Annotated in this window: 25 protein-coding genes; 10 read left to right on the top strand and 15 right to left on the bottom strand. The window is 67.4% G+C overall.

The genetic code is table 11. The features are described 5' to 3' along the window. Nucleotides 1–214: 214 nt before the first annotated feature. The 4 genes from glmM to treZ all read right to left on the bottom strand — a co-directional run bounded on the left by glmM (nucleotide 215) and on the right by treZ (nucleotide 4,593). Nucleotides 215–1,567, bottom strand: a complete 1,353-nt coding sequence (gene glmM / locus ACTQ49_RS13475) for a phosphoglucosamine mutase (RefSeq protein ID WP_441828355.1) — start codon at nucleotides 1,565–1,567, stop codon at nucleotides 215–217. A 108-nt stretch (nucleotides 1,568–1,675) separates the two neighbouring features. Further along, entirely contained in the window at nucleotides 1,676–2,206 is a 531-nt protein-coding gene (gene rpsI, locus ACTQ49_RS13480; protein ID WP_441828356.1) for a 30S ribosomal protein S9, read from the bottom strand. A gap of 29 nt (nucleotides 2,207–2,235) precedes the next feature. Next, on the bottom strand, nucleotides 2,236–2,679 hold the full coding sequence (rplM, locus tag ACTQ49_RS13485; protein ID WP_441828357.1) for a 50S ribosomal protein L13: 444 nt from the start codon (nucleotides 2,677–2,679) through the stop codon (nucleotides 2,236–2,238). A 138-nt stretch (nucleotides 2,680–2,817) separates the two neighbouring features. Next, nucleotides 2,818–4,593: a malto-oligosyltrehalose trehalohydrolase gene (gene treZ, locus ACTQ49_RS13490; protein ID WP_441828358.1), complete on the bottom strand. Its 1,776-nt coding sequence runs from the start codon at nucleotides 4,591–4,593 to the stop codon at nucleotides 2,818–2,820. Nucleotides 4,594–4,771: 178 nt separating this feature from the next. On the opposite strand from treZ, the gene ACTQ49_RS13495 reads away from it, so the two are divergent. The 9 genes from ACTQ49_RS13495 (at nucleotide 4,772) to ACTQ49_RS13535 (ending at nucleotide 12,536) form a co-directional block, all read left to right on the top strand. Beyond that, nucleotides 4,772–6,106, top strand: coding sequence for a glycoside hydrolase family 125 protein (locus ACTQ49_RS13495; protein WP_441828359.1), 1,335 nt, complete (start codon nucleotides 4,772–4,774; stop codon nucleotides 6,104–6,106). A gap of 59 nt (nucleotides 6,107–6,165) precedes the next feature. Beyond that, nucleotides 6,166–6,867: an MOSC domain-containing protein gene (locus tag ACTQ49_RS13500; protein ID WP_441828360.1), complete on the top strand. Its 702-nt coding sequence runs from the start codon at nucleotides 6,166–6,168 to the stop codon at nucleotides 6,865–6,867. Between the two features lie 174 nt (nucleotides 6,868–7,041). Beyond that, nucleotides 7,042–7,338, top strand: a complete 297-nt coding sequence (locus ACTQ49_RS13505) for a hypothetical protein (protein WP_441828361.1) — start codon at nucleotides 7,042–7,044, stop codon at nucleotides 7,336–7,338. Nucleotides 7,339–7,382: 44 nt separating this feature from the next. Next, nucleotides 7,383–8,159, top strand: a complete 777-nt coding sequence (gene trmB, locus ACTQ49_RS13510; RefSeq protein WP_441828362.1) for a tRNA (guanosine(46)-N7)-methyltransferase TrmB — start codon at nucleotides 7,383–7,385, stop codon at nucleotides 8,157–8,159. Beyond that, nucleotides 8,156–8,983, top strand: a complete 828-nt coding sequence (gene truA, locus ACTQ49_RS13515) for a tRNA pseudouridine(38-40) synthase TruA (protein WP_441828363.1) — start codon at nucleotides 8,156–8,158, stop codon at nucleotides 8,981–8,983. Before trmB ends, truA begins: the two co-directional genes overlap by 4 nt. Next, nucleotides 8,980–9,585 (top strand): class I SAM-dependent methyltransferase, encoded by a 606-nt coding sequence (locus ACTQ49_RS13520; protein WP_441828364.1) that lies wholly within the window; start codon nucleotides 8,980–8,982, stop codon nucleotides 9,583–9,585. The genes truA and ACTQ49_RS13520 overlap by 4 nt, the downstream gene beginning before the upstream one ends. A 74-nt stretch (nucleotides 9,586–9,659) precedes the next feature. Next, the gene (locus tag ACTQ49_RS13525; RefSeq protein WP_441828365.1) at nucleotides 9,660–10,385 is read left to right on the top strand and encodes a hypothetical protein; all 726 of its coding nucleotides are present in this window, start codon (nucleotides 9,660–9,662) and stop codon (nucleotides 10,383–10,385) included. A gap of 134 nt (nucleotides 10,386–10,519) precedes the next feature. Then, entirely contained in the window at nucleotides 10,520–11,122 is a 603-nt protein-coding gene (locus ACTQ49_RS13530) for a superoxide dismutase (RefSeq protein WP_441828366.1), read from the top strand. Nucleotides 11,123–11,294: 172 nt separating this feature from the next. Next, complete coding sequence (locus ACTQ49_RS13535) at nucleotides 11,295–12,536, top strand: ubiquitin-like domain-containing protein (RefSeq protein WP_441828367.1); 1,242 nt, start codon at nucleotides 11,295–11,297, stop codon at nucleotides 12,534–12,536. Between the two features lie 114 nt (nucleotides 12,537–12,650). On the opposite strand, the gene ACTQ49_RS13540 is transcribed toward ACTQ49_RS13535, so the two are convergent. From ACTQ49_RS13540 to infA, 9 genes are all read right to left on the bottom strand, one after another. Next, complete coding sequence (locus ACTQ49_RS13540; RefSeq protein WP_441828368.1) at nucleotides 12,651–13,262, bottom strand: hypothetical protein; 612 nt, start codon at nucleotides 13,260–13,262, stop codon at nucleotides 12,651–12,653. Further along, nucleotides 13,262–14,422, bottom strand: coding sequence for a glycosyltransferase (locus ACTQ49_RS13545; RefSeq protein WP_441828369.1), 1,161 nt, complete (start codon nucleotides 14,420–14,422; stop codon nucleotides 13,262–13,264). Before ACTQ49_RS13545 ends, ACTQ49_RS13540 begins: the two co-directional genes overlap by 1 nt. Before the next feature lie 106 nt (nucleotides 14,423–14,528). Next, entirely contained in the window at nucleotides 14,529–15,059 is a 531-nt protein-coding gene (gene rplQ, locus ACTQ49_RS13550) for a 50S ribosomal protein L17 (RefSeq protein ID WP_441828370.1), read from the bottom strand. A 33-nt stretch (nucleotides 15,060–15,092) separates the two neighbouring features. After that, nucleotides 15,093–16,115 (bottom strand): DNA-directed RNA polymerase subunit alpha, encoded by a 1,023-nt coding sequence (locus ACTQ49_RS13555; protein WP_441828371.1) that lies wholly within the window; start codon nucleotides 16,113–16,115, stop codon nucleotides 15,093–15,095. A gap of 169 nt (nucleotides 16,116–16,284) precedes the next feature. Further along, nucleotides 16,285–16,890 carry a 30S ribosomal protein S4 gene (rpsD, locus tag ACTQ49_RS13560; protein WP_441828372.1) on the bottom strand — a complete coding sequence of 202 codons (606 nt, stop codon included), beginning with the start codon at nucleotides 16,888–16,890 and terminating at the stop codon, nucleotides 16,285–16,287. 48 nt (nucleotides 16,891–16,938) lie between these two features. Further along, nucleotides 16,939–17,349, bottom strand: coding sequence for a 30S ribosomal protein S11 (gene rpsK, locus ACTQ49_RS13565; RefSeq protein ID WP_342092033.1), 411 nt, complete (start codon nucleotides 17,347–17,349; stop codon nucleotides 16,939–16,941). 47 nt (nucleotides 17,350–17,396) lie between these two features. Next, nucleotides 17,397–17,771, bottom strand: a complete 375-nt coding sequence (gene rpsM / locus ACTQ49_RS13570; RefSeq protein WP_441828373.1) for a 30S ribosomal protein S13 — start codon at nucleotides 17,769–17,771, stop codon at nucleotides 17,397–17,399. 328 nt (nucleotides 17,772–18,099) lie between these two features. Beyond that, on the bottom strand, nucleotides 18,100–18,213 hold the full coding sequence (gene rpmJ / locus ACTQ49_RS13575) for a 50S ribosomal protein L36 (RefSeq protein WP_002514836.1): 114 nt from the start codon (nucleotides 18,211–18,213) through the stop codon (nucleotides 18,100–18,102). Nucleotides 18,214–18,319: 106 nt separating this feature from the next. Next, on the bottom strand, nucleotides 18,320–18,541 hold the full coding sequence (infA, locus tag ACTQ49_RS13580) for a translation initiation factor IF-1 (RefSeq protein ID WP_094763903.1): 222 nt from the start codon (nucleotides 18,539–18,541) through the stop codon (nucleotides 18,320–18,322). 133 nt (nucleotides 18,542–18,674) lie between these two features. Between infA and ACTQ49_RS13585 the strand changes: the two genes are divergently transcribed. Then, nucleotides 18,675–18,962, top strand: coding sequence for a YciI family protein (locus ACTQ49_RS13585; RefSeq protein WP_441828374.1), 288 nt, complete (start codon nucleotides 18,675–18,677; stop codon nucleotides 18,960–18,962). A gap of 40 nt (nucleotides 18,963–19,002) precedes the next feature. Here the strand turns inward: ACTQ49_RS13585 and ACTQ49_RS13590 are convergent, their stop codons facing one another. Further along, nucleotides 19,003–19,371: a DUF1707 SHOCT-like domain-containing protein gene (locus tag ACTQ49_RS13590; protein ID WP_441828375.1), complete on the bottom strand. Its 369-nt coding sequence runs from the start codon at nucleotides 19,369–19,371 to the stop codon at nucleotides 19,003–19,005. Continuing rightward, the gene (locus ACTQ49_RS13595) at nucleotides 19,368–21,491 is read right to left on the bottom strand and encodes a prolyl oligopeptidase family serine peptidase (RefSeq protein ID WP_441828376.1); all 2,124 of its coding nucleotides are present in this window, start codon (nucleotides 21,489–21,491) and stop codon (nucleotides 19,368–19,370) included. The genes ACTQ49_RS13590 and ACTQ49_RS13595 overlap by 4 nt, the downstream gene beginning before the upstream one ends. Between the last annotated feature and the right edge of the window lie 57 nt (nucleotides 21,492–21,548).

Genomic DNA, 21,548 nt, shown 5'->3' on the forward strand with positions numbered 1-21,548 from the left:
TCCTGTTCGCCATGCTCAAGAACCGGGAGCCCTACCGAGCACCCGCCCCGACGCCAGAACCCTCACCCATACCCCTCGCCGCTTGACGAGCAACATAGGGACACCCCCCTGGCAGACGACGACGTCGCCGAGGTCGCCAAGGCCGTGTGACGCAGGATTGACGACCAAGGGCCGTCACCCAGTGGGTGACGGCCCTTGGTGCGTGCTCTGGCGATCAGAGGCTGACGCGCTCCTTGACGATGCCTGCCAGCTCCTCGGCCACCTGCTGGGCGTGCTCCTGGGTGGCGGCCTCCACCATGACGCGGACCACCGGCTCGGTGCCCGACGGGCGCAGCACGACGCGGCCCTGGTCACCCAGGTCCTGGTTGGCGGCGCTGACGGCGCTCTGGATCTGCGGGTCGATGCCGGCGCGCAGCTTGTCCACGTCGCGCACATTGATCAGCACCTGGGGCAGGCGGGTCATCACCGAGCCCAGCTCGGCGATGGACTTCTTGGTCTGGACCATGCGGGCGGCCAGGTGCAGACCGGTCAGAACGCCGTCACCGGTGGTGGCGAACTCGCTCATGATGACGTGGCCTGACTGCTCGCCGCCCAGCGCGAAGCCATTGGCATTCATGCTCTCGAGCACATAGCGGTCGCCGACCTTGGTGGCGTCGACGCGGATGCCGTTCGCCTTCATGGCATTGATGAAGCCCAGATTGCTCATGATGGTGGCCACCACGGTGTCGGAGTGGAGCTTGCGCTCCTCCTTCAGGGAGAGGGCGAGGATCGCGAGGATCTGGTCGCCGTCGACCAGGTTGCCGTCGGCGTCGCAGGCCAGGCAACGGTCGGCGTCTCCGTCGAAGGCCAGACCCAGATCGGCGCCCACCTCGACGACCTTCTTCTGCAGGTCGCCCATGTGCGTGGAGCCACAGTTCTCGTTGATGTTCTCGCCGTCGGGGGTGTTGTGGATCGCCACCACCTCAGCGCCCTGGGTCTCGAAAGCCGCCACGGCCGTGGCCGAGCTCGCACCATTGGCGCAGTCCAGCACCACCTTGAGGTCGTGTAGGCTGCCCTCGGCACCCAGGCTGCCCACCAGGTGGGCGATGTAGGACTCCACCGCCCCGAGGTCATCGGTGACGCGGCCGACGCCGGCACCGGTTGGACGGTCCCACTCCTCGCCCATGCGGGCCTCGATGGCGTCCTCGAGGAAGTCGTCCAGCTTGACGCCGCCTCGGGAGAAGAACTTGATGCCATTGTCGGGCATCGGGTTGTGGGAGGCCGAGAGCATGACGCCCAGATCGGCATTGCGGTCGTTCACCAGGAAGGCGAGTCCGGGAGTGGGGACCACTCCGACGCGCACGACGTCGACGCCCGCGCTGGCCAGTCCGGCCACCACCGCTGCCTCCAGGAATTCGCCGGAGACGCGCGTGTCGCGCCCGACGAGAGCCAGCGGTCGTCGCCCGTCGAAGGCGCCGGCCTCCCCCAGCACGTGGGCCGCGCCCACCGAGAGGTTGAGGGCCAGTTCGGCCGTCAGGTCCTTGTTTGCAAGTCCACGCACCCCGTCGGTGCCAAAAAGTCGTGCCATGAAAAGCAAGACTAGCGCGCATGGCGCGCACAGCCCCCGACACGACGAAGGCCGCTGCCCAAATGGGCAGCGGCCTTCGTGGATCGTGTCCGGCTGGGCCGGGCGGGATCAGCGCTTGCTGTACTGCGGAGCCTTGCGGGCCTTCTTGAGACCGGCCTTCTTGCGCTCCTTGATGCGGGCATCGCGGGACAGCAGACCGGCCTTCTTCAGGGCGGGACGGCTGGCCTCTTCGTCGATCGCGTTCAGGGCACGGGCGATGCCCAGACGCAGCGCGCCGGCCTGGCCGGAGGCGCCGCCGCCGTGGATGCGGGCGATGACGTCGTAGGCGCTGGTCACGGCAGCGGTGACGAAGGGCTCGTTGACGAGCTGCTGGTGCACCTTGTTCGGGAAGAAGTCCTCAAGGCTGCGACCGCCGTTGATGGAGAACTTGCCGCTGCCGGGCACGAGGCGGACGCGGGCGATGGCCTCCTTGCGACGGCCGGTGCCACCGCCAGCGGCGATGACAGCGGCGCGACCGGCAGGGTTGGTGGCCGGGGCCGGGTTCGAATCCGTACGGTAGGCGATCTCGCGATCGTTCTCGTCGGTGAACGGGGTGACCTCGGTCTCGAGGTTCTCGTCAAGCTCTACGGTCTCAGACACTTTGATTCCTTGATTCGCGTGGTCGATCGTCACTGGGCGATCTGGGTGATCTCGTACACCTGCGGCTTCTGCGCGGCGTGGGGGTGCTCCGGGCCGGCGTAGACCTTGAGCTTGCTCATCAGCTGACGGCTCAGCTTGTTCTTGGGGAGCATGCCCCAGACAGCCAGATCGACCGCCTTGCGCGGATCCTTGTCGAGCATCTCACCGATCGGGGTGGCGGTCAGGCCACCGGGACGGCCCGAGTGACGGTAACGCATCGAGTCGGTGCGCTTGTTGCCGGTGACGGCGATCTTCGAGGCGTTGATGATGATGACGAAGTCACCACCGTCGACGTGCGGCGCGAACGTGGCCTTGTGCTTGCCGCGCAGCAGGGTGGCGGCAGCCACCGCGAGGCGGCCGAGGACGACATTCTCGGCATCGATCACATGCCAATTCCTGGTGATGTCCCCAGGCTTCGGGCTGTACGTAGACACGGGTCGCAGACCATCTTCCGTTAGATTGCTTGAACAAGGGCGGCAGCGCATGGGGTCAGCGAGTGGTCCCACCAGAACCTTCCAGTGCGCAACAGCGATTCAGACTACCCTTTTCAGGTGGGCCGGGTCAAAACGAGGTCAGGCACGACCCGGCAAAGCGTCCTTGGCTAGGTGAAGGACCGCCGCGGACTGGGAGCCGAGCTGCAGTTTGCCGTCCACCACCTCCACCTCACCGATGCGCATGAGGACCTCGGAGGGAGCCTCCAGCTCGATCTCGGCCGGATCGTGGTCGAAGTTCACCGCCACGGTCATCGTCTCGCCCCGCTCCATCACGAACCAGTGCCCGTTCTCGTCATAACGAGCCGAGACCCACTCGAAGCGCGGATCGGTCAGGTCCGGGTAGGTGCGGCGCAAGGAGATCGCGTCGCGATAGGTGGCCAGCACCTCCGCGTGCACCTCCTGCTGCACCTCGTCCCAGTCCAGCTTGGAGCGCTGGAAGGCCTCCGGACTCTGGGGGTCGACAATGGTGGAAGTGTCCCAGTCCATCTTGCTGAACTCCTCCACGCGCCCCTTGCTGACCGCCTCGGCCAGCTCCGGTTCCGGATGGGAGCTGAAGAACATGAAGGGGGTCTTGGCGGCCCACTCCTCGCCCATGAAGATCATCGGGGTGTAGGGCGAGAGCAGGGTCATCAGTGCCGCGATCTGCAGCTGGCGGGTGCTCTCCCTGGTGGACAGGCGCGCACCGTCGGCCCGGTTGCCGATCTGGTCATGGTTGTCGCTGCACACCACGAGCCGCCAGGTGGGGATCGTCGGAGTGTCCAGCCGGCGTCCGTGACGTCGCCCGCGGAAGGAGGACTTGGTGCCGTCGTGGAAGAAGCCGGTCTCCAGCACCTTGCCCAGGGCCTGCAGCTCGGCGAAGTCCGCGTAGTAGCCCGAGTCGTCGCCCGTCAGGTTGGCCAGCAGTGCGTGGTGGAAGTCATCGCTCCACTGTGCGTCGAGTCCGTAGCCGCCGGCCTCGCGCGGGGTGATGACGCGGGGATCGTTCAGGTCGCTCTCCGCGATCAGGGTGAGCGGCCGGTTGAGGAAGGTGCTCAGCGCATTCACCTCGACGGCCAGTTCCTCCAGGATGTGGATGGCCCGGGTGTCCACCAGGGCGTGCACCGCGTCCAGGCGCAGTCCGTCGACGTGGTAGTCCTGCAGCCACATCAGAGCATTGTCGATGATGAAGCGGCGCACCTCGTCGGAGTCCTCACCCGCAAGGTTGATGGCACTGCCCCACGGCGACTGCACCGAATGGTCCAGGAAGGGCCCGTACTGCGGCAGGTAGTTCCCGCTGGGGCCCAGGTGGTTGTAGACGACGTCCTGGATCACGCCCAACCCACGCTGGTGACAGGCATCGACGAACTCCTGGTATGCCCCAGGGCCGCCATAGGCGTGGTGCACCGCATACCAGCCGACGCCGTCATAGCCCCAACCGTGCTCACCGTTGAAGGCATTGACCGGCATCAGCTCCACCAGGTCGATGCCGAGCTCCACCAGGTGGTCCAACTTGTCGATGGCCGCGACGAGGGTTCCTTCGGGCGTGAAGGTTCCCACGTGCAGCTCGTAGATGATGGAACCGGCAAGCTGACGGCCGGTCCAGTCCTGGTCCTGCCACTCGTGGCTGGCGGGGTCGAAGGTGCGGGACAGTCCGTGCACCCCGTTGGGCTGCCAGCGGGAGCGGGGAGCCGGCAGGATGGCCTCTGCACCGTCCAGCCGGTAGCCGTAGTCGAGGCCCTCACGCAGCAACTCGTGGTGCTCCGGGGCCAGCCGCCACCAACCCTCCTCGGCCTTGGTCAGTGGCACCTCGACCCCGTCGACGACGACGTCGACTCGCTGCGGGATCGGGGCCCAGACATCGAGGGACAAGGGCATGGGTTGACTCCTGGCAGTCGGGGGCGGGTCCTCTCCCCACGGTAGCGGGTGATGGGACGGCGCCGAAGGGTGTCAACCACTGGGCGGACCCGAGTACGCCACGAACGAACAGCTCTGTCCGGGCAGGCGTCCCGGACAGATGTCGCAGTGGGCATCCCTCACTTGACATACTGTGCCCATGTCACCGCTGACCCGTCCGCTGGCCCTGCGGCACGCCCGAGGCGGGAGCATGACACCAAGCCCTTCCCTCATGGCTGCGCTGACCAGCCGCGGACGGCGCATCTCACGCGCACTGGGCAGCGAGGAATTCGGCGCCCACTACGAACGCCTGATGATCGACACGTGGACCCGAACGCTGCACCCCGGCCCGGACGGCGTCTTCGTGACCACCGGCGACATCCCCGCGATGTGGCTGCGTGACTCGTCGGCCCAGATGCGCCCCTGGCTGCCCCTGGCCGCCGAACTACCAGAGGTGGCCGATGTCCTGCGGGGCGTCTGCCTGATGCAGTGGCGGCTGATCCGTCACGATCCCTATGCGAACGCCTTCAACCACGGCCCCGTGGGCGGCACGCACCACCTGCTGGACAACCACGTGCTGACCACCCGGCTGGACCCGTGGATTTGGGAGCGCAAGTACGAGTTGGACTCCTTGGCGCTGCCCCTGCTCCTGGCCCACCAACTCCAGCTGGCGACGAACAGCACGGAGCACCTTGACTGGGGCGTGCACGCCGGTTTCGCCGATGTCGTCGGCCTGTGGGAGCGCGAGCAGGACCACCGCACCAGTCGCTACCGCTTCATCCGACTGCCCGCCGTCCTGACGCGGCGCCAGCACGACACCCTGCCCCAACTGGGCAAGGGCACACCGGTGGCGCGCACCGGCATGACTTGGCAAGGTTTTCGTCCCAGTGACGACGCCTGCCGATTCGGCTACAACATCCCCGCCCAGCTGCTCGCCGTCCACGTGCTGCGGATCGCCGCCACCTGGTGCGACGAGCTGTGGCACGACGATGCCCTTGGCCAGCGCGCCCGCGGTCTGGCCGAGGGGATCGAGCAGGGCGTGGCGGCGCACGCAACGCTGCCCGATGGCTCCTGGGCCTATGAGGTGGATGGCCTCGGGGGTGTGCTGGCCACCGACGACGCCAACCTGCCCAGCCTGCTCGGGCTGCCCCTGCTGACCGACATCGCAGCGGATGATCCGCGCTACCTGGCCACTCGTCGACGAATCCTGTCGGAGCGCAATCCGTGGTGGCACACGGGACGTGTGGCCAGTGGGATCGGCAGCCCGCACACCCCGGGCCGAAGGGTGTGGCCCATCGCGTTGGCCGTGCAGGGACTGACCACAACCGATCGGGACGAGGGCTTGGCAATCGCACGCCTGCTCGCCACCACCACCGCGGGGACGGGAATGCAGCACGAGAGCTTTCACGTGGACGATGCCCATGACTTCACGCGGCCCTGGTTCAGCTGGGCCAACATGATGTTCTGTGAACTGCTCGACAAATTGGCCGATTGAGCGGTTCTGCGGGCAGGATCACAAGGGCCGGGGCGCACCGGCGGATCAGGAGGACGAACGTGGCACAGGTGGAGGCCCTCGGGTGGACCCCCGTCAAGGGCACTCGCTGGCTCGAGACGGGCCTGCTGGTGACCACGGAGCACGGTGCGGTGGGTGACCGGCTCTGGTCGCCAGTGACCCGATCGGCCGATGGTGAGTTGCGTGCGGTCCGTGCGCCGCAGGTGCCGGAACTTGCGTCGGTGACCGTTCTGGCGGGCGAGCTGCCCACCCTGGGGGAGCACCAGGCCATGCCGGGCGACGAGCACGAGGTGACGTACTACGACCGTCGGTTCAAGTGCAGCATCCACGGCGGACCGGTGGCACTTCGTCTGAGTCAGGCGGCAGGCTCTCCCCTGCTGCTGGCCCGGGTCTCGGGCCGCACGGGCTTCATCTGGTCTTCGCCCCTGAGCATCCTGCTGCGATCCGAGCTGGACGAGCTGGGGCTGCCCGACGACCTGCCCCGTTACCGCGCCAACATCGTCCTGGACGATCGGGATGCGCCGCTCAAACCCCAGACCGGCGACTGGTTGCAGGTGGGCGATCTACAGCTGGAGGTGGAGCGCGAGCTGGACCGCTGCCAGCTGGTCAACCACAGTCCAGTCACCGGGGAGCGAGACGAGGACCTGCTGGGGCGGCTGCGCCCCGGCCTGCTGCTGGGCTACGGCTGCCGGGTGCGCACTCCCGGGTTGCTCCGGACGGGTCAGCCAGCGAACATCCTCTGAGGTGACCTCTCCCACGCCCCCCGGTTCCCTTCCGGCCCCGGTTCCCTTCCAGCCCCGGTTCCCTTCCGGCCACAAGCGGTCCTGACGGATCTGCCGACGCGAGCAAGTACCGGCCAGCGTGAGCCTGCCAGACGGCGTCGGGGCCTGGTGTTCTCGAACTACTAGGGTGGCCACATGAAGTCCTCCTCCTCGTCCTGGCGTTGGCTCGCACTGTCCGGGCTGCTCCTCGCCGTCGTCTGCCTGGGCTGGCTGCTGTGGCTGGAGACCTATGTGGACAATCGCCTGTGCGGGCCGTCGATTTCCGTCGTGGTGCGCGGAGTGGTGGACACCTCCGGCTCCCAGCCACCGGCCGAATGGCTCGAGGAGTGCCGTCGAGCCGCTCGCCAGGCCACCACCGGATGGTTCGTGGGGCTGTTGGGCGGCGTCGCGCTGCTGCTGGCCGGGTTGCGCCTGCGGCCTGCCCAGAACTGACCAGGTCAGAACTGATGGGGGCCCGGCACAGGTAGACTCGTCCGGTGCAGAATCCGTCCGAGACTCCTTCTGGGGGCCCCCGCCCGCGCGCTCACCGTGTGCACCGCGACGTGGTCAGTTTCGTGCGTCGCAGCGCTCGCATGAATCCGTCCCAGGAGAAGGCCTGGCAGACGTGGAACGAAAGTCGCGTGGTGCGGGTTGCCCAGGGTGAGACGGAGACCTCCGTGGCTCCGCAGCCACCGGTCGACTGGACCGCCGTCTTCGGACGCTCCGCTCCCCTGTTGGTGGAGATCGGCTCCGGCACCGGGGAGTCCTTGGTGGCCATGGCCCAGCAGCACCCGGACGCGAATGTGGTCGCCTTCGAGGTCTTCCAGCCCGCGGTGGCCAGCACGCTGGGTCGGATGGCCCGCGAGGATGTGGACAATGTGCGGATCGTGATGGCCAATGGCCAGCAGGGCCTGGAACACCTCTTCGAACCCGAGTCCGTCGAGGAGCTGTGGTTGTTCTTCTCCGATCCGTGGCACAAGGCCCGCCACCACAAGCGGCGGCTGGTCAGCACGGACTTTGCCCAGCTGGTGCGTAGCCGGCTGGTCACTGGCGGGCGCTGGCGGCTCGCGACCGACTGGGAGGACTATGCCCAGTGGATGCGTGAGGTCCTGGACGATGCGCCGGGCCTGGTCAATGAGCACCTGGATCCGACGGATCCGGAGCACACGGGTTGGGCTCCCCGGCTGGAGATGCGGCCCGTAACCAAGTACGAGCGCAAGGGTCTGGCGGCCGGCCGCAACATTCGTGACCTGACCTACCGGAAGACCTCATGACGCGCTGGCGGCTCGACATTGCCTACGACGGCACGAACTTCTCGGGCTGGGCCAGCCAGCCCGAGCTGCGCACCGTGCAGGGCGAACTCGAACGATGGACGACCCAGGTGCTGCGGCTGCCGAAGCCGGTGCACTTGACCGTCGCCGGCCGCACCGACGCCGGTGTCCACGCCCGCGGCCAGGTGGCCCACGTGGACCTGCCCGACGACTGCGACACCTCCCGGCTGCAGCACCGACTGCGTCGCGTGCTGGACGAGGACCTGATGGTGACCCGCGTCTCCCCTGCCCCCCAGGGTTTCGACGCGCGCTTCTCCGCCATCTGGCGGCGCTATGTCTACCGAATCTGGGATGAGGCCTCGCATCCCGATCCCCTGCGGCGCGGGTACATCGCCCCCGTCCGCGGTGTGATCGACGTCGAGGCAGCCAATCGCGCCGCCACCATGCTGGTGGGCCTGCACGACTTCGCCCCCTTCTGCAAACCCCGCGACGGCGCCACCACCATCCGCACCCTCACCGGTCTGCATGCCGTGCGGACGCCCGACTGGACGGTTGAGTTCACCGTCACAGCCGATGCCTTCTGCCATTCCATGGTGCGCTCCCTGATGGGCGCCATGACCTCAGTGGGAACCGGGCGCCGCGACCAGGCGTGGCTGGCCGAGGTGATGGCCTCCCCGAAGCGGCACAATGGCGTCCTGGTGATGCCGGCCCGAGGCCTGTGCCTGGAGGAAGTGGGCTATCCGGCAGACGACCAGCTCGCCGCTCGTGCCGATCTGGCCCGCGCCGTGCGCACCCTGCCCACGACCGATGACCTGGAGACCTCGTGAGTCACTACTTCACCACCCCCGACGGCGTCGAGAAGCGCCGCGAGATCCACGCCACCATCTGGGACCACGACCTCACGCTCACCACGGCCAATGGCGTCTTTTCCGGCACCCGTCTGGATCCGGCCACCCGGATCATGCTCGACGAGGTGGCGCCGCCCACCGACGGCAGCCGACTCCTGGACCTGGGCTGCGGTTATGGCCCGATTGCCGTGGCACTGGCCGCCAGCTGCCCCACGAGCACCATCGACGCCGTCGACGTCAATCAACGCGCCCTGGCCCTGACCGCGCTGAATGCCGAACGGATCGGCGCTGGCAGCCGGGTACGGACGCTGCTCCCCGGGCAGGCGGATCCCGCGGTCCGCTACGACGAGATCTGGTCCAACCCGCCGATCCGGATCGGCAAGCCGGCCCTGCACGAGCTGCTGCTCACCTGGCTGCCCCGACTGGCCCCCACGGGACGCGCCGTGATGGTGGTCGGCAAGAATCTGGGCGCCGACTCCCTGCAGCGCTGGCTGGTGGAGCAGGGCCACCCGTGCGAACGCCTCGCGTCGAGCAAGGGCTTCCGGGTTTTCGACGTGCGCCCCGTCAACGGGGAGCAGTAGTGTCGTGCGGGTCACGTCGGCCGAACCCGTCACCGAACGCGGTACTGGCCCGCCACCGCCACAGAAGGAATACCGTGCGCACTCTCGCCACCAAGATCGCCTCCACGACTGCCGCCGTCGCCCTGCTGGGTCTGGCTCCCGCCGCCCCGGCCCTGGCCCTTGCCGAAGCCCCGGCACGCACGCTGCCTGCGAGCCAGGTGGACGACTGCCTGTCCGGCGGCAAGGTCTGGCTTGTCGTGCAGGACTCCAAGGAGACCAAGCTGGTGGACAAGTGCGTCGACGTTGCTCCCACCGGTGAGGAGCTGCTCACCAAGGCCGGCGTCACGATCGGCAAGGACAAGAGCGGGCAGATGATCTGCACCATGGAGGGCGAGCCCGCCACCTGCCCCGCCTCCTTCGACGGGAACTTCTGGCACTACTACACCGCCGAGCAGGGCGGCCAGTGGACCTTCAGTCAGGTGGGCGCCAACCAGTCCAAGCCCAAGCCGGGAACACTCGAGGGCTGGTGCTATGGGAAGGAGTGCACCCCGGCTCTGCCCGCCATGGCTTCTGCCGGGCGTGCCCCTGCCGCGAACGACGCCTCCACGGCCCCCGCCAGCACGGGCTCCACAGACGGTGCCAGCACCGGGACGACGGCGAGCGAGTCAGCCGGCGCGGGCTCGGCCAGCACCGGATCGCCCAGCACCGAATCGACGGCCGGGGAGGACGACAAGCGCAACCTGATGACACCCGTCCTGATCGCCGCGGTGGTGGGCGGCCTGGTGGCGGCCTACTACATGAACAAGCGCAAGAAGGCGTGATTCGCCCGCATTCCAGCTGCCGGCGAACATCCATGGCCGTCCGGGAACAAAGTCCCTAGGATCGAGGTTGTCCCAGATGATGGCCCCTCCGAGGGGCCCCGGGCCCAGCCCGGCAGAGACGGAAAGAGGACCACATGGCTGTTTACACCCTGCCCGAGCTCGACTACGACTACAGCGCTCTCGCTCCGCACATCGCGCCCGAGATCATGGAGCTGCACCACTCCAAGCACCACGCCACCTACGTGGCCGGCGCCAACACCGCACTGGAGAAGATGGAGGAGGCCCGCGCCAAGGGTGACTTCGGCACCATCGGCAAGCTCGAGAAGGACCTCGCCTTCAACCTCGGTGGCCACGTCAACCACTCGATCTTCTGGAAGAACATGTCGCCGGAGGGTGGCGGCCAGCCCGAGGGCGAGCTGGCGAGCGCCATCAACGAGTTCTTCGGTTCCTTCGAGGGCTTCCAGAAGCACTTCAACGAGAATGCCAAGGCCATCCAGGGTTCCGGCTGGTCCGTCCTCGCCTGGGATTCGCTGGGCCAGCGCCTCAACGTCCTGCAGCTGCAGGACCAGCAGGGCAACATCCCGCTGAACCAGACCTCCATCCTGCAGCTCGACATGTGGGAGCACGCGTACTACCTGCAGTACAAGAACGTGAAGGCCGACTACGTCGACGCCTGGTGGAATGTCATCAACTGGGCCGACGTCACCGAGCGTCTGGGCAAGGCCCGTCAAGCCTGAGGCATGCGCCCGGGCGCTGCCCGGTGATCTTCGAGTGGCCCTCGTCCCCCTCCGGGGACGAGGGCCACTCGACGTCCTTGACCAATCGTGCCATTCCTGAGAACATCCTGCGCCGGATTGCAGTTTCTCTCAGGAAACAGGGCACAATTGGGGAGGACCCACAAGGAGCAGCGTGAAGAAGAAGACCCTCGGCATCATCGCCAGCACCACCGCCCTCGTCGCAGTGGCGGGCACCGTCGGTTGGCAGGTGGCCGACAAGGAGGTGCAGGTGGCCGTCGACGGCCAGACCAGCACCGTGAACACCTTCGGCAGCACGGTGGCCGATGCCTTGGCCGCCAAGGGAATCACCGTCAGCGAGCACGACACCGTCGTGCCCTCCCCCGCCAGCCGCATCAGCGACGGCATGAAGATCGCGGTCAACTACGGTCGCCCACTGACCATCACCCTGGACGGCAAGAAGACCACCCTGTGGACCACCGCCACCAGCGTCGACAGCGCTCTGGGCCAACTCGGCGTCATCGAGGCCGGCACCAAGCTCTCGGTGAGCCGCTCCACTCCGTTGGGCCGTGAGGGTCTGGCCCTCACCGCGGTGAGCCCCAAGCAGGTCACCCTGACGGCCGGCGGCAAGGACCGCCCGGTGATCACCACCGCAGCCACCGTGGCAGACCTGCTCAAGGAGCAGAAGATCACCGTCGGCAAGACGGACAAGCTCACCCCGGCCGCCACCACCGCCATCACCGAGAAGATGGCCGTGAAGCTGCAGCGCGTCGCCACCAAGCAGGAGACGACCACCGAGGACATCGAGCACGAGACGGAGCGCATCAAGAGCTCCAAGCTCGACAAGGGCACCACCAAGGTCCGGGTCGAGGGCAAGGACGGCGTCACCACCAAGACCTGGCAGGTCACCGTCGTCGACGGCAAGGCCGCCGACCGCAAGCTGCTCAGCGAGAAGGTCACCACCAAGCCCGTCACCGAGGAGATCCTCGTGGGCACCCGGGAGGAGGCGCCCGAGGAGACCAGCAGCCGTGAGGAGAGCAGCTCCCGGGACTCCTCGTCCAGCTCATCCGAGAGCACGTCCTCGCCCCGCAAGGCCCCGTCCAACAAGCCCTCCGCCAGCAGCTCCTCGACGCCCACGTCGAGCGGTTCCAGCAGCTCCGGTGGCAGCCTCAATGTCGCCAACCAGGCCATGTGGGAACGTATCGCCCAGTGCGAGTCGGGCGGTAACTGGTCCATCAACACCGGCAATGGCTACTACGGCGGCCTGCAGTTCGACCGTCAGACTTGGCTGGGTGCCGGCGGCGGCGCCTACGCGCCCACCGCGAACCTGGCCAGCAAGGCCCAGCAGATCACCATCGCGAACAAGGTCTATGCAGATCGCGGTCTGCAGCCCTGGGGCTGCCGCCACGCGGCCTGACCATCAGCCATGAAACGGCAGACGCCGTCCCTTCCCCGGCCGGGAAGGGACGGCGTTCGTCATGTCCGGGGTTCCCGGCGACGGATCTTGCAGCGGCCGGGGTCCCAACAGGGGTCACAGGGGCTGGTCGAAATCCCGGTAGAGCCAGCGGGGCGTCTGTGCGCCACGCAGTTGGCGCCAGGCCTGCACGGCCACGATCGGGGCCAGCGCCACAGAGACGGCGCTGCGCGTCCAGCGACGGGTGGGGCGCACCACGCTGGTGGGCACGAAGTCCACATTGCCCGCAATGTTCTGGGCCGACGACGCGCTCACGTCGAGCGTGCGTCCCTGATGGGTGACCCGAAGCCAGGTGTGCCCGGCCTGCCACCACGGATTGCGGCCCAGGCCGCGGACTCGGGAGGCGTGCACCTCCTGGACCTCGAAGCCCAGTTCCCGCAGCACCAGCGCCAGGGCCCCGTTGTACTGCGCAGACCAGCCCCTGCCCCGCTCGAGTGACGCGGTGGGCGTCTCCCACAGGTGCCACAACGAATGGTGCGTGTACGCGGCGTGGACCTGACGGCTCGCCTCGTCCACGAGTTCCCAGCCACTGAGCCCACTGGTTCGGCAGTGCTGGACGATGCGGTTGATGGCGTCGCGTTCACGGGCCTTCTCGGCCCGGGGCGCGGTGACGACGGCCGGTGCGACGGCGGACGCCAGCCCGGCCCACAGGATGGGTGTCTTCTTCATCACAGGTTCTCCGGGTTCTCGGTTCGATGGCGCGGTGCGGGACGACGGACGGGTCGGTTCGGAACCTGGTGTGCCAGCGTCTCGTGGAGCTGGAGCATCCTGTCGATGCTGGCCTGCCAGGTGTACTGCTCCGCTCGGGCCCGGGCGGCCAGACGCAGGTCAGGCCCGAGCCGGGCCATCACCCGCTCGATGGCGTCGGCCAGGCCCACCGCGTCGGGCGTGCCGTAGTCGCCGCAGGTGGGATCGACCAGCTCATGGGCTCCGCCCCGGTTGGAGGTGACCACCGGAGTGCCGCAGGCCAAGGCCTCCAGTACTGCCAGGCCAAAGGTTTCCGAGGGACAGACAGACAGGGAGATGTCGCTGGCGGCGAAGCGTCGGGCCACCTCGTCGCGGCCCTTGACGAATCCGTGGAAGACCACTGGGGCATCGCCGGCCTGCGCACGCATCCTCTCCAGGTCTGGTCCGACGCCGTACATGTTGAGCTGGATCGGACGGCCGCGGCGGTGCAGCTCGATCGCTGCGGCGACGCCGAGCTCGGGATTCTTTTCGTGCGACATCCGGCCGACATAACAGAGCTTCACCAGACCGTCGTCGGCCGGGCTGCCGACGGACGGGTGGAAGGTCTCCAGGTCCACCCCGAGCGGCACGTGCCACAGGTTGGCGTCCAGATCTGCGAACTCCTCGGCGGCATAGGCGGAGGTCACGACGACGGCGTCGAACTCCTTGACCAGCCGACGGTTCAGCGCACCCACTGCGGTCTCGACGCCGAACTGCGCCCGCACCCAGCCGGAGAGCATGTCGTCCAGACGCTCATGGCTGAACAGGACCGAGCCAATGCCGCGCTTGCTGGCCCACCGGGCCGCCGGCGAGAGGGTCCACTTGTCACTGACCTCGATCGACGTGGGACGAAAGCGGTCCAGCACTTCCAGGGCACGCCACGGCTTGGCGATCATCCGGTAGTCGCGAGAGATCCGAGGGGCGCGGACCTGGACGATGATGCCGTTCTCCGTCTCGGTGGTGGTGTCCTCCTTGCCCGGGATCACCAGGATCCGTTCATGACCAGCCGCGACGTAGCCTTGGCCGAGCGACTCGATCGCCACGCGCATGCCCCCGGAGACCGGTCCGACGAAGTTGGCAAGCTGGGCAATCCGCAATGTCATGCCCCGAGGATATCCAGCGCGGATCCGGAAGCCTCCACAACCGGGCCACAATGCGCACGGGGCGCCCCACCGCTTGGTGGGGCGCCCCGTGACGACGATGTGGCGATCAGGCCTTCTCGGCGTCGCTCTCCTCGGCCTTGGCCTCGTCGGCCTTGGTCTCGTCAGCCGGAGCCTCGGTGGTCTCCTCGACGGGAGCCTCGGTGGTCTCCTCGGCCTCGTTGGCCTTGGCGATGTCAGCCTTGATGTCGTCGGCCTTGGCCTTGGCGGGCTTCTTCACGACGGCCTCGGTCACCAGCTCGATGACGGCCATCGGGGCATTGTCGCCCTGACGGTTGCCGATCTTGGTGATGCGGGTGTAGCCACCGTCACGCTCAGCCATGGCCGGGGCGATCTCGGTGAAGAGGGTGTGCACGACGCCCTGGTCACCGATGGTCTTCAGCACCTGGCGACGGTTGTGCAGATCGCCACGCTTGGCCTTGGTGATGAGCTTCTCCGCGAGCGGACGAACACGCTTGGCCTTCGTCTCTGTGGTGGTGATGCGGCCGTGCTCGAACAGCTGGCTGGCCAGGTTGGCCAGGATGATCCGCTCGTGCGTCGGCGTACCGCCGATGCGGGGTCCCTTGGTGGGTGTAGGCATGTCAGTTCTCCAGATTCTTGGTCAGCAGAGCGGTCAGTACTGCTCGGTCTCGGCGAAGTCCTCGTCGCCCTCGGCGTCGTCCTCGTAACGCTCCGCGGCCTGCAGCGGGTCGAAGCCGGGAGCCGAGTCCTTGAGCGCAAGACCCATCTCGTGGAGCTTGAGCTTGACCTCGTCGATCGACTTGGAGCCGAAGTTGCGGATGTCCAGCAGGTCCTGCTCACTGCGCGAGACCAGCTCACCCACGGTGTGGATGCCCTCGCGCTTGAGGCAGTTGTAGGAACGAACCGTCAGGTTCAGGTCCTCCACCGGGAGGGCCAGGTCCTGGGCCAGCTGCTCGTCCACCGGCGAGGGGCCGATCTCAACGCCCTCGGCGTCCAGGTTGAGCTCACGGGCCAGGCCGAAGAGCTCGACCAGGGTGCGACCTGCGGAGGCCACGGCGTCGCGGGGACGAATGGCCGGCTTGGTCTCGACGTCGACGATCAGCTTGTCGAAGTCGGTGCGCTGCTCGACTCGGGTCGCCTCCACCTTGTAGGTGACCTTCAGCACGGGGCTGTAGATCGAGTCGACCGCAATGCGACCGATCTCGGCGTCCGGGTTGTCGTTCAGGGCGCTGGAGACGTAGCCACGGCCCCGCTCCACGACCAGCTCGAGCTCGAGCTTGCCATTGTCGTTCAGCGTCGCGATGTGCAGATCCGGGTTGTGGATCTCCACGCCGGCCGGCGGCTGGATGTCGGCTGCGGTGACCTCACCGGCGCCCTGCTTGCGCAGGTACATGGTGACGGGCTCGTCCTCCTCCGAGGACAGCACGAGGCCCTTGAGGTTGAGGATCAGTTCGGTGACGTCCTCGACGACACCCTCGAGGGTGGAGAACTCGTGCTGATTGCCCTCGATCTTGATGCTGGTCACGGCGGCGCCCGGGATGGACGACAGCAGGGTGCGACGCAGCGAGTTGCCGAGGGTGTAGCCGAAGCCGGGCTCCAGGGGCTCGATGATGAAGCGCGAGCGGTAGTCGCTGATCACTTCTTCCGACAGGGTCGGACGCTGTGCGATGAGCATGTACTTTCCTTTGTTCCAGGTCCCCCGCTATTTGAGGACCGTGTGGAGCACCACCGATGTTCGGCGGTGCGGGGAGGGCTGGGTGCCACTGGAACCCAGCCTTGCAGTGCAGCAAGGTGAGGTTTTCCCCGGCACCACGCGCGGCGGCACCGAGGAAAACCGGAAGACCTTACTTCGAGTAGAGCTCGACGATCATCTGCTCCTGGACGTCCACCACGATCTGCTCACGGGTCGGGAGCTGGTGGATCAGGATGCGCATCTTGTTGGGACGCACGTCCATCCAAGCGGGAACCTCGCGCTCGCCGTGGGTCTCACGGGCCACCACCAGCGGGTGCAGGTCCATGGACTTGGGGCGGACGTCGATCACGTCGTACTGGCTGACGCGGAAGCTGGGGATGTTCACCTTCTGGCCGTTGACCAGGAAGTGGCCGTGGACCACGAGCTGGCGAGCCTGACGGCGGGTCGCAGCGAAGCCAGCGCGGTAGATGACATTGTCCAGACGGCTCTCGAGGATCTGGAGCAGGGCGTCACCGGTCTTGCCGGGCACGCGGTCGGCCTCGGCGTAGTAGCGACGGAACTGCTTCTCCAGCACGCCGTAGGCGTAACGAGCCTTCTGCTTCTCCTTGAGCTGCAGCGAGTACTCGGAGTCCTTGGTACGGCCGCGGCCGTGCACGCCGGGCGGGTACGGGCGCTTCTCGAATGCCTTGTCATTGCCGACCAGGTCGGTCCCGTAGCGACGGGACTTCTTGGTCATGGGGCCGGTGTAACGGGCCATTGTTGATCAGTCCTTTTCTGTGTTCTCGGGCGGGTGCGTGTCAGCGGATCAGACGCGACGACGCTTGGGCGGACGGCATCCGTTGTGCGGCACCGGGGTGACGTCGGCGATGGCGCCAACCTCGAGTCCGATGGCACCCAGCGAACGGATGGCGGTCTCACGGCCCGAGCCGGGACCCTTGACGAAGACGTCGACGCGCTTCATGCCATGGTCCATGGCACGACGGCCGGCCGACTCGGCGGCCATCTGGGCGGCGAACGGGGTCGACTTGCGCGAGCCCTTGAAGCCGACGGTGCCGGCGGAGGCCCACGAGATCACAGCACCGGTGGGATCGGTGATGGCGATGATCGTGTTGTTGAACGTGCTCTTGATGTGGGCCTGTCCGGCAACCACATTCTTCTTTTCCTTGCGGCGCACCTTGGTCTTCGCGGCGGCGCCCTTACGGCCTGCAGTAGCCATGGGTCAGTTCTCTCCTGGAATCTGTCGTGTCTGCACCAACCCGGGGGTCAGCGCGCCTTCTTCTTGCCGGCGACGGCCTTCTTCTTGCCCTTGCGGGTACGAGCGTTGGTGCGGGTGCGCTGGCCGCGAACCGGGAGTCCGGCGCGGTGGCGACGGCCCTGGTAGGTGCCGATCTCGATCTTGCGACGGATGTCGGCGGCAATCTCGCGGCGGAGGTCACCTTCGGTCTCGTAGTTGGCCTCGATGTGGTCGCGCAGGGCAACCAGCTGGTCGTCGGTGAGGGTGTGGACACGGAGGTCGCCACTGATACCGGTGGCTTCCAGGGTCTCCTGGGCACGGGTCTTGCCAATGCCGAAGATGTAGGTGAGTGCAACCTCGAGGCGCTTTTCGCGCGGGAGGTCGACACCGAGGAGGCGTGCCATCAGGCGGTTACCTTTCAATTCTCGACCCGGTCCCCGTCGTGGGGGCTCCCCCGTTTCCAATGGGTGATGGAGCTTGGTCATGGGCCGCGAAGGTGTGTGGCGTGACGCGTCCCCGATGCCTTGTGATGGCTTCCTGCCACCGTCGGGGCCCTGGCCTTCGCCCAGGGGTGTGACCGGTATTCATCTCCGGCCTTGCGTCACGTTGTTGATTTGTCTGGCAGGTGGTTCACCGTCGAGACGGTGGGTGACCTTGCACCTGCGATGTTCTGCGAGTCACCGCCCATTGCCTCTCAGGCACGAAGCCCGGGAAGCGGCATTGCCTGGCTGGTCAGCCCTGGCGCTGCTTGTGGCGCGGGTTGTCGCAGATCACCATCACGCGACCGTGCCGGCGAATCACCTTGCACTTGTCGCAGATCTTCTTGACGCTCGGCTGAACCTTCATTCGAGAGTCTCTTTCGGATCATCGAACCGGCTGGCGCTGTACACAGCGATGCCCCAGTTCTGTGGTGGATGTGTCTGCTCCGAGGCGGAAGCGTCCGCCCCGACGATCACTTGTGGCGGTAGACGATGCGTCCGCGAGTCAGGTCGTAGGGGGACAGCTCGACGACGACTCGGTCGGACGGGAGGATGCGGATGTAGTGCTGCCGCATCTTGCCGCTGATCGTGGCGAGAACCTTGTGACCGTTCACCAGCTCGACGCGGAACATCGCGTTCGGCAGGGACTCGACCACCGTTCCCTCGAGTTCGAGGGCTCCCTCTTTCTTGGCCATTACTCTCAATCTGTTGGACTGAACCCCATCCGGATGGATGCGGGCACGAACGATCGCCTGGACACAGGTGACCGACACACCACTCTACGCCAGAGCGCCAGCCCATACCAAATCATCGCGCTAGGCTCCTGCCATGGCCCACTTCGCAGTGATCTACACCTACGTTGACCAGCCCGCCCAGCTCGACGAGAACCGGCCCGCGCACCGCGCCTTCCTCGCCACCCTCCTGGAGCGCGGACATCTCGTGGCTTCCGGCCCCCTGCTGGAGACCAGCCCCGCGCGAGCCCTGCTCATCTTCACCGCGGAGTCAGCCGACCAGCTGCGAGAGATCCTGACCGAGGATCCCTTCCAGCAACTCGGCCTGGTGGCCGACGCCGAGATCACCGAGTGGAACCCGGTCCTGGGCATCCTCGCCAACTGACCTCGACAGGGGCCTCTGAGCAGGGCCTCTGAGCAGGGGGTCAGAGCAGGACGGCCAGCAGCAGCACCAGGACCAGGCCCAGCCCGCCCAGCGCCATGCCGATCCGGGTGGCGGTGTTCGCATTCATCCCGGCGGGAGCCAACTCCCCGGGCGCGGTGCGGGTGTGCTGCTGCACCATGGCCGGCTCGTCATGGGTGCTCTTGACCGGAAGGTGCTCCACGACAGGCACCAGCTCCCCCAGCGTCTGCGCCGCGTAGAGCTCGTCGAGGAGCGTCCGATAGGTGTCGCCGTCAATGCCCCCGGCAGTGAAGGCGTCATTGAGGCGGCGAGTGAGGTCCTCTCGCTCGGCCCCGTCCACCGGACGGCTCGGCTGACTGCGGTACTTCGACGAGATCGGCAGATTGCTCACGGCTCCACCCTAACCTCGTCCGCCGCTCCCGGGACGGACAGCCCGGTGTGGTGGGCCGCGAAGGCCAGCAGATCGGCCGACTCCTGGGCGGCGACGGCCGGGGGCTTGCTGGCCAGGCCATGGCCGGTGGCCTCCTCGATCCGGATCAGCACCGGGGCCTCCCCCGCCTGGGCATGCTGCAGCGCAGCGGCGAACTTGTAGGAGTGCGGGGGCACCACCCGGTCGTCATGGTCGCTGGTGAAGACCAGGGTGGCCGGGTACCGCTCGCCGTCGCGCACATTGTGCAGCGGCGACCAGGCCAGGATCCGCTCGAACTCCTCGGCATCGTCCGGGTCGCCGTAGTCACTGATCCAGGCGGCGCCCACCGTGAACTTGTGGAAGCGCAGGCAGTCCAGCACCCCGACGTGCGGCAGGGCCGCCGCGAACAGTTCCGGCCGTTGGGTCATGGCTGCGCCCACCAACAGGCCGCCATTGCTCTTGCCATGGATGGCCAGACGATCGGGCGTGGTCACCCCAGCCTCCACCAGGTCTTCTGCCACGGCGATGAAGTCGTCGAAGCAGTTCTGCTTGTTGGCCCGGCGCCCACCGTCGTACCACTCACGGCCGAACTCGCCGCCGCCCCGCAGGTTCGCGATGGCAATGGCACCGCCGGCGGCCAGCCAGCCAGGCCAGATGGTGCGGAAGTCCGCGTGCACCGGGGTGTCGAAACCGCCGTACCCGTACAGGATGGTGGAAAGGGGTGCGTTCGTCTCCGGATCCCCAGCTGGTGTCTGGTCGGGCTCGGGCAGGATGAGGAAGTAGGGCACCCGCGTCCCGTCCTGGCTGGTGGCCCGGCGGCGCTCCACCCGAAAGGCAGGAGGCTGCCAGCCGTCGTCGGGGCCGGCCACCTCCTGCACCTGACCGGAGCCCATGTCGAGACGCCAAGACCGCTCCGGCTCCGTGATGGTGCTCATCCCCACGAAGACCTCGTCGCTGGTGCTACGTCCCCGCAGCGCCACCACCGACCCGCCGTTCAGCTCCACCCGAATCGGGTCGCCGCCCATCAGGTCATGGCGACGCAGGACCGGCGACGCATCCTCGAGTGTCTCCACCAGCAGTCCCGACGCCGTCAACACCGCGGACCGGATCGGGGACGCCCCTTCCGGAACCACCTCGCGCAGCGACCAGTCCTGTTCATCCAACGCGACGATCCGGGAGTTGGCGGCATCGTCATCGGTGAGCAGCAGGATCTCCCCGTCCCTGGTGCCCAGGTACTCCCAGGCGGCGTCCTCCCCGGTGAAGACCTCCACGCGCTGTCCAATCGCGCACAGTCCGTCCTGTTGGTGCAGGTGCAGCAACCAGAGCTGGTTGGCCCGCTCCGTTCCGCGGGCCACGTGCAGCACCAGCCACTGGTCGTCATCGCTGACCTGGAGCCAGGCCAGCTTCTGGGGGTCCTCCTCGAAGTCGAGGATCTCCTCGTCCTCCAGCACGGGCCTTCCCACGCGGTGCAGCACCAGGTGGGCCGCCGGGAGCGCCCGCGTCTCCGTGCCGTCCGCCCGGCCACCGTCGGGATAGCAGTTGTAGACGAAGCCGGACGAATCGGGCAGCCAGGTGGCCCGACTGAACTTGGCCGTCACCGCATCGTCGTCCACGGGCTGACCCTGCGCATCGACCAGCGTGATGGTGGTCCAGTCCGATCCCGCGTCCTGTCGCCCAATGGCCACCAGGTGGCCGTCCGGGCTGACGTCGACGAAGGCCAGCGAGGAGGAGCCGTCATCACTCCACGTGTTCGGGTCCACGAGCACCCGGCCTCCGGCCAGCAGCTCCTCGAGGCTGTCCGCCGCGTACAGGACGTGCTGGCGCTGCCCCACCTCCCGGCGGCTCTGCAGGTACAGGCCATGCGAGTGCCACGGGGTGGAGTGCGTGGGCCGGTCGATCACCCGGGTCATCTGCTCGAGGAACCACTCGCGCCCGGGGAGCTCCCCCAGCACGGACTCGGTGTGGGCCTGTTGGGCCTTCACCCACTGCTGCACCCGAGGACTGTCCACGTCTTCGAGCCAGCGATGGGAATCGGCCACCTGGTGACCGTGGAGCACCTCGACGACGTCGTCGCGGGCAGTTGCGGGGGCACTGTTCGGCATGCCCACCACACTAGCGACGCCCTCCGACAGCAATCCCGCCCCGGCATCCCCCGCAGC

This window comes from Luteococcus sp. Sow4_B9 (genome assembly GCF_052116585.1).
GTDB lineage: Bacteria > Actinomycetota > Actinomycetes > Propionibacteriales > Propionibacteriaceae > Luteococcus.

Coding starts and splice junctions, on each gene's coding strand:
- ACTQ49_RS13495 (WP_441828359.1), top strand. CDS start 4,772: ATGTCACCGCTGACCCGTCCGCTGGCCCTGCGGCACGCCCGAGGCGGG.
- ACTQ49_RS13545 (WP_441828369.1), bottom strand. CDS start 14,422: ATGACATTGCGGATTGCCCAGCTTGCCAACTTCGTCGGACCGGTCTCC.
- rpsD (WP_441828372.1), bottom strand. CDS start 16,890: ATGGCCCGTTACACCGGCCCCATGACCAAGAAGTCCCGTCGCTACGGG.
- truA (WP_441828363.1), top strand. CDS start 8,156: ATGACGCGCTGGCGGCTCGACATTGCCTACGACGGCACGAACTTCTCG.
- ACTQ49_RS13555 (WP_441828371.1), bottom strand. CDS start 16,115: ATGCTCATCGCACAGCGTCCGACCCTGTCGGAAGAAGTGATCAGCGAC.
- infA (WP_094763903.1), bottom strand. CDS start 18,541: ATGGCCAAGAAAGAGGGAGCCCTCGAACTCGAGGGAACGGTGGTCGAG.
- rpsK (WP_342092033.1), bottom strand. CDS start 17,349: ATGGCTACTGCAGGCCGTAAGGGCGCCGCCGCGAAGACCAAGGTGCGC.
- ACTQ49_RS13595 (WP_441828376.1), bottom strand. CDS start 21,491: ATGCCGAACAGTGCCCCCGCAACTGCCCGCGACGACGTCGTCGAGGTG.
- ACTQ49_RS13540 (WP_441828368.1), bottom strand. CDS start 13,262: ATGAAGAAGACACCCATCCTGTGGGCCGGGCTGGCGTCCGCCGTCGCA.
- treZ (WP_441828358.1), bottom strand. CDS start 4,593: ATGCCCTTGTCCCTCGATGTCTGGGCCCCGATCCCGCAGCGAGTCGAC.
- rplQ (WP_441828370.1), bottom strand. CDS start 15,059: ATGCCTACACCCACCAAGGGACCCCGCATCGGCGGTACGCCGACGCAC.
- ACTQ49_RS13505 (WP_441828361.1), top strand. CDS start 7,042: ATGAAGTCCTCCTCCTCGTCCTGGCGTTGGCTCGCACTGTCCGGGCTG.
- rpmJ (WP_002514836.1), bottom strand. CDS start 18,213: ATGAAGGTTCAGCCGAGCGTCAAGAAGATCTGCGACAAGTGCAAGGTG.
- glmM (WP_441828355.1), bottom strand. CDS start 1,567: ATGGCACGACTTTTTGGCACCGACGGGGTGCGTGGACTTGCAAACAAG.
- rpsM (WP_441828373.1), bottom strand. CDS start 17,771: ATGGCACGCCTCCTCGGTGTCGACCTCCCGCGCGAAAAGCGCCTCGAG.
- ACTQ49_RS13585 (WP_441828374.1), top strand. CDS start 18,675: ATGGCCCACTTCGCAGTGATCTACACCTACGTTGACCAGCCCGCCCAG.
- ACTQ49_RS13530 (WP_441828366.1), top strand. CDS start 10,520: ATGGCTGTTTACACCCTGCCCGAGCTCGACTACGACTACAGCGCTCTC.